We start from the raw sequence: 6,367 nt of genomic DNA on the forward strand, positions 1-6,367 counted from the left end.
AATCTACTATAAACCATTTTATTTTTTTCTCTGATCTTATCGTTCAATATTTATACCTTTCACTACCATCCTTAGCCGTCATCGGATTTTTTGGCTCAAATACCGATAAATAAATATGCTATAGAAATATAGAAATAATAAGCACAATTAATCTTAGTTAATCTGCAACGATCATTACCGGCATACCCTCTTCGACTTGCTCAAATAATTCCACGATATCTGTATTACGCATACGTATACAGCCATGTGAAAGCGGTATACCCATCGGCTCAGTATCTGGTGTGCCGTGGATATAGATGTAGCGCTCATAAGTATCACAGCCGCCTTGACTGTTGCTACCTTTATTCGAGCCTTCTTCCAAACCGCTCAACCAAAGAATACGGCTCAGTATCCAATCACGCTTGGGATGTAACGTGCTAAGAGCGGCATCATACACCTCGCCAGTCGGCACACGGCCCACAAACACAGCATTCATAGGCTCACTGCCGCCTATTTTTTTTGCAATGATATGCTGACCAAGTGGCGTGCAACCACTATCTTGCTGACTACCGAAGCCATTTTTTGCCGTAGAGACGGTATATTCAGTGACCTCAGCTTGCTGCTTATGCATTTTTAATGTCTGCTTAGCAATATTAATCACTAGATGTTTATTAAAAGTTTCATTATTCGTCATAAATGCTTCCCGCTATCAATCATCCATAAGATAACTGTTAAGGTAATTAGTAAAACTGATTCAAAATTTCTATTATCAAGGGATTGTGTCAATGCTTTTGGCACCGTAATATAGAGGCACACTTTTTGATGCTAGCAGATTATGACGACTATTTCACCGACACGTGTGTCGATGTATGATTTTTTATATCATGATACCAAGCCTATGCTGCCACTTTTGGCTGATGCCGCACAGCTCTCATTGCCACAAGCGAGGCTCGCGATGGATGCCAGTTTACAAGCTATTGTGAGCGCGCTTCTTGCCTATCAGCAGCAACATCAAGAACAAGCACTTAGCAAAAAACTATTTGGACGTGCTGCTGTCAAAGAGTTACGACAATATAACTCCATGAATTTTGCGACTCTTAAGGCGACGTTATATCACCGAAACGATGCAGCAGATGCCGTTTTTAATAACAGCGCCCGTGTGATAAAAATCAGTGATCATATTGCTGAAGATATTCATGCAAAAACGCAGCAAGTACAAATCTTACTCACCTCTTTATGCGTGATTGTCCTTCGAGAACTGGCCATCTTGGCAGAATACAGTCAACTCGATAGTGACGAGATGAATAAATGGTTTGCCCTACAGCCACAGTTTTTGTCCGCAGCACGCTTTAACAATGTACAAACGCAAGCAGTGCCTACTCTTGAGTCAGAGAGTGCTAACAGCGAGCCGGCCACACTGACAGAGTCTGTAGAAAACAAAGAGTCTTTGGAAAATCATGCGGAGAGTGCAGAGCTCAAGCTATTACACGCTGAGCAGCTATCAAGCACCCCGCCACCTTTTGATAGCCACTGGTACGAGTTGACAGGGTTCGAGCCTAAAAACCATGAACCTGTACAGGACATGCAATTGGCAACGGGTAATTACCTAAAAGCTATTGGACGCTCACCGGAGAACTTGCCGCAGGGTCGTCATAACGACATGCTAGTATTTGAAGAGATGCATGCTATCGCCTTGCCACATCAGCGCTGGTTACTGCAGTTGGCAAAAATCTCTGATATTTATCTTAGTCGAAATCGACTGCGCATCAACTCTGAACCCGCCAATCCACCAAAGCCGCCTTTAGTAAGCTTAGGATTGATCGGTGGCAATAATGACAACACGCCAGCGACAACGAGCGAAAAGCCGATAGAATATGACGCTTCCACACCGCTTTGGAAAAACCCTGTCATTCTTATTATTATACTTGTCATCGGTGTACTGGGGGCGCTCGCTACGCTCAAATATCAATCGCAAAAGTCTGATGGCGTCGTGCTCGCCACCGAAGAAATATTAGCACAAGATATCACTGATGAGCGGCAGCAACAAGATGTCGCTATTGTGAGAGTGGACGATGAAGAGTCTGATACGGCAGAGACAGCACAAGCTCAATAAAGACATGTGCTTTCAATAAACTAATGTTCAAAACAGAGTCTTGATAGAAACGCATCAGCCATAAAAAAAGAGGCGCTATTTATATAGGCCTCTTTTTTATTGCTGATAAGCTAAATAGTTAATTAACTATGTATAATCGAAACGCTTATTTAGACAAATCGCGACCACGGCTAGCTTCGATAGCCAAACGCAGACCATTTAGACGGATAAAACCTTCTGCGTCTTTTTGATCGTAAGCACCTGCATCATCTTCGAAAGTTGCAATTTTTTCGTCAAATAACGAATCATCTGACTTGCGACCGACGACGCTCACAGCACCTTTGTATAATTTTACACGTACCGTACCGTTGACGTATTCTTGTGATTTGTCAATCAATGCCTGTAGCATCATACGCTCAGGGCTGAACCAATAGCCATTGTAGATGATTTTTGCATAGCGTGGCATGAGCTCATCTTTTAGGTGGGCAGCTTCACGATCAAGCGTTAGTGACTCGATACCGCGATGGGCTTTTAGCATAATTGTGCCAGCTGGCGTCTCGTAGCAACCACGTGACTTCATGCCAACATAACGGTTTTCAACGATATCTAAACGGCCGATACCATGTTTACCGCCGATTTCATTCAGCTTAATCATGACTTCATAAGGCTTTAGGGCTTCGCCATCGATAGCAACGATATCGCCTTTCTTGTATTCTAGTTCTAGATATTGCGCTTTATCAGGCGCGTCTTCTGGGCTGACAGACCAGCGCCACATGTCTTCTTCTGCTTCAGTGTACGGCTCTTCTAGAACGCCACCTTCATAAGAGATATGTAGCAAGTTGGCATCCATTGAATAAGGAGATTTTTTCTTATTGCCTGCATAATCAATAGCGATGTCATGCTCTTTGGCATATTGCATTAAGCTTTCACGGCTTGATAAATCCCACTCACGCCAAGGAGCAATCGTTACCACGTCTGGTGACAAAGCGACAGCACCTAGCTCAAAACGAACTTGGTCATTCCCTTTACCAGTTGCGCCATGACTGATGGCATCGGCATTGTGTTCTTTAGCAATCTCAACCAAACGCTTGGCGATTAGTGGACGAGCGATAGACGTACCGAGTAAATACTCACCTTCATAGATAGCATTGGCACGGAACATCGGGAATACGTAATCACGGGCAAACTCTTCGCGCAAATCTTCGATATGGATGTGCTTGATACCCATTGCTTGAGCTTTGGCTCGTGCTGGCTCAACTTCTTCGCCTTGACCGATATCAGCGGTAAAGGTGATCACTTCCGCATCATAGGTTTCTTGCAGCCATTTAGCGATGATTGAGGTATCAAGACCACCTGAGTATGCCAATACGATTTTATTAATATTTTTTGGATCAAGTTGAGCCATGAAAAACTCCTGTTATGAGAATTTAGTTTTAGTAAACGCGCTAAGATCAAATCGTAAGCAAGTTAAAAAGAAATTACCTGCTCAGTGTACATCATATTTACTATAGGCAAAAGTCTAACTGCCATAAGGCGTGTGCTTTTGGCTTAAATCTTAAAAAGGGTTAAATAGTACTCAATGAATTATGTACAGATATTTCGCCTTATATTTAGTCAACTGGGCAAATCTGTTATGATAGTCGCACAGTATTATCCTCTTTTTTTCCTTTATTTGACGATATAGAGCGCTTTGACACTATGACTGATTCGATTAGAGAATTAACCATCCTTCAGCCAGATGATTGGCATATTCACTTGCGCGACTATCAGGCTTTGAGCACCACTGTGCCACACGCAGCAGGTAGCTTTAACCGTGTGATCTGTATGCCAAACCTTGTGCCGCCAGTCAAAAATGCACATGATGCGCAGGCCTATCGCGCGCGTATCATGGAAACTTTGGCAGCAAGCGATTTAAGTCTTGAGCGAAAATCAGCCTTTGATCCACGTATGACTCTGTACTTAACGGACAATACCACTGCTCAAGATATCGAATTGGCCGCACAGTCAGGCATCGTGCAAGCGGTCAAACTTTATCCTGCTGGAGCGACCACCAATTCTGCCGATGGTGTTACCAATATCAATGCCTGTGTCGATGTATTTGAAGCACTAGAAAAGCACAATTTACCACTATTGATACATGGTGAAGTGACGCAAGACCATATAGATATCTTTGATCGCGAAAAACGCTTTTTAGATGAAGTGCTGGCGCAAATCATTGTCAAATTTCCAACATTAAAAATCGTGGTAGAGCATATAACGACCAGTGATGCAGCAGATTTTGTATTGGCTCAAGGCAACCATGTTGCTGCTACTATTACGCCGCAGCATTTAATGTTTAATCGCAACCATCTATTAGTTGGTGGTATCAAACCGCACTTTTATTGCTTACCTATCTTGAAGCGTGAAAGCCATCAAAAAGTCCTGTTGGATTTGGCCACGAGTGGTAATCCAAAATTCTTCTTAGGTACCGACTCTGCGCCACATGCTACCGACAAGAAAGAAGCCGCATGCGGCTGTGCTGGCTGCTATAGTTCAGCAACTGCCCTGCCGTTATATGCCACTGCGTTTGATAGCGTTGGCAAAATAGATAAGCTAGAAGGATTTGCCAGTCGCTTTGGCGCGCAGTTCTACGGTCTACCTCTAAACGAGAGTACCATTACGCTTGTCAACACGCCTATGCAAGTACCAAACGACTACCCTTACTTTGATGGTGCATCATTAACGCCGCTCATGGCAGGTGAAACGTTACCTTGGTCGCTTAAGATTTAGTAGCCACACAGCCTAGCACTAACAAAGCAACCTATTATTTTTTCTATAATGCCAATGATACCTTTGTACTAAACCTCATTAGTGCAAAGGCGTTATCGATGTTATGAAATAATGATGTGCAATTCCATATACCAGCACGACTGATAAAAGTGATTGAACTTGATATGACCAATCAAAATACAGCAACCTTGCCTGACGCAGATGTCTCAAATTCCACGGATGACGACCTGAACGTAATTCCAAGTGCTGCTACTGAAGACAAGGGCGACGATGAGCAAACACCCTTGAGTCTAAAAGACCGATTTCGTAAGTTTTTGCCTGTCGTCGTCGATGTCGAGACAGCGGGTTTTAACTCTCAGACTGATGCGCTATTAGAAATCGCCTGTATTCCTGTACTACTTGATGAGCATGGCGTATTTTACCCAGGTGATGCGCTCAATGCGCATATTGAACCGTTTGAAGGGGCGAATTTAGAGCCAAGCGCCTTAGCCTTTACTGGTATAGACCCTAACAATCCAATGCGCAAGGCCATTGCTGAAGACGAAAAAACTGCGCTCCGTCGTATTTTTAAAGGTTTAAAAGAAGTACGCCGCGAAGAAGAGTGCCGTCAATGTGTTCTGATTGGACACAACGCGCATTTCGATTTGGCCTTTCTCAATGCAGCTGTGCTACGTACCAATAGTAAGAATCACAATCCTTTTCACAATTTTTCAGTGTTTGATACCGTGACTTTGTCTGCGCTGGCATTTGGACAAACTGTACTAGCACGGGCATGTAAGGCAGCAGGACTCGAGTTTGATGGTAAAAATGCTCACTCAGCACTGTATGACACTCAAAAGACAGCCGAGCTGTTCTGTCACATACTCAATAATTATCCTATGCTCGCTAATGCGATGCACAATGAAGAATCTACAGAAGCATCAGCTGATAACGATAGTGAATAAGTCACATATCATATATTGCCAATCATACATAATAGTGCTATTTGTAATATTTGATGACTTTGACATCTTGATTTGATAATCAATAGGGATATGATTGATATCACGATAAGCAGATGGAATTATTTTGTATAATAATAAATGTCATATTTTTGGACGACTAATATGACTACTTATGATGAATGTCGCGCTTAAGCGATGCAGTTATATCCTATAGATAGTTCAAGTTGCTCACTCTGCCTTGTTAGCGAATACTATCGAGGCCTAATAGGAGGGACTTTATTATGGATCCACAACTTAAGTTATGGGGAACCATCCTAGGCTATATGTTGCTCGCTTTAACTATTAGTGTTTGTACTTCCCTATGGATTCGGTATCATTTAAAGCGCAATGATCTCCATCCTCGCCGTGCAATTAAAAAAAGATATTTAATTTTAAAAAGACGTAGAAAAAGGCTTGACAGGAAACGCAGACGCTACTAAAATACGCACCACTTCAGCATAAATGGTGAAAGCAGTTGAAGTGTTGTTACTAGTCCCCATCGTCTAGAGGCCTAGGACACCGCCCTTTCACGGCGGTAACGGGG

The 6,367-nt window shown here is 42.9% G+C and carries 5 protein-coding genes; 3 read left to right on the forward strand and 2 right to left on the reverse strand.

The window, feature by feature from the left end; genetic code table 11:
- Positions 1 to 157: 157 nt before the first annotated feature.
- Entirely contained in the window at positions 158 to 673 is a 516-nt protein-coding gene (locus AS194_RS13225) for a L,D-transpeptidase (RefSeq protein WP_058025964.1), read from the reverse strand.
- 141 nt (positions 674 to 814) lie between these two features.
- Between AS194_RS13225 and AS194_RS13230 the strand changes: the two genes are divergently transcribed.
- Entirely contained in the window at positions 815 to 2,092 is a 1,278-nt protein-coding gene (locus tag AS194_RS13230) for a hypothetical protein (RefSeq protein ID WP_058025965.1), read from the forward strand.
- 145 nt (positions 2,093 to 2,237) lie between these two features.
- Here AS194_RS13230 and AS194_RS13235 read toward each other — a convergent pair whose 3' ends face one another.
- Complete coding sequence (locus AS194_RS13235; protein WP_058025966.1) at positions 2,238 to 3,476, reverse strand: argininosuccinate synthase; 1,239 nt, start codon at positions 3,474 to 3,476, stop codon at positions 2,238 to 2,240.
- Positions 3,477 to 3,769: 293 nt separating this feature from the next.
- Here AS194_RS13235 and pyrC point away from each other — a divergent pair, with 293 nt between their 5' ends.
- Both pyrC and rnt read left to right on the forward strand, forming a co-directional pair.
- A complete protein-coding gene (pyrC, locus tag AS194_RS13240) occupies positions 3,770 to 4,840 on the forward strand; it encodes a dihydroorotase (protein ID WP_058025967.1) in 1,071 nt (356 codons plus the stop codon).
- Positions 4,841 to 5,004: 164 nt separating this feature from the next.
- Positions 5,005 to 5,784 (forward strand): ribonuclease T, encoded by a 780-nt coding sequence (gene rnt, locus AS194_RS13245; protein WP_083499710.1) that lies wholly within the window; start codon positions 5,005 to 5,007, stop codon positions 5,782 to 5,784.
- Positions 5,785 to 6,367 lie beyond the last annotated feature (583 nt).

Source organism: Psychrobacter piscatorii, assembly GCF_001444505.1.
Taxonomy (GTDB): Bacteria; Pseudomonadota; Gammaproteobacteria; order Pseudomonadales; family Moraxellaceae; genus Psychrobacter; species Psychrobacter piscatorii_B.

Excerpts from the sequence above, each read along its gene's own strand:
- rnt (WP_083499710.1), top strand. The coding sequence starts at position 5,005 with ATGACCAATCAAAATACAGCAACCTTGCCTGACGCAGATGTCTCAAAT.
- AS194_RS13235 (WP_058025966.1), bottom strand. The coding sequence starts at position 3,476 with ATGGCTCAACTTGATCCAAAAAATATTAATAAAATCGTATTGGCATAC.
- pyrC (WP_058025967.1), top strand. The coding sequence starts at position 3,770 with ATGACTGATTCGATTAGAGAATTAACCATCCTTCAGCCAGATGATTGG.
- AS194_RS13230 (WP_058025965.1), top strand. The coding sequence starts at position 815 with ATGACGACTATTTCACCGACACGTGTGTCGATGTATGATTTTTTATAT.
- AS194_RS13225 (WP_058025964.1), bottom strand. The coding sequence starts at position 673 with ATGACGAATAATGAAACTTTTAATAAACATCTAGTGATTAATATTGCT.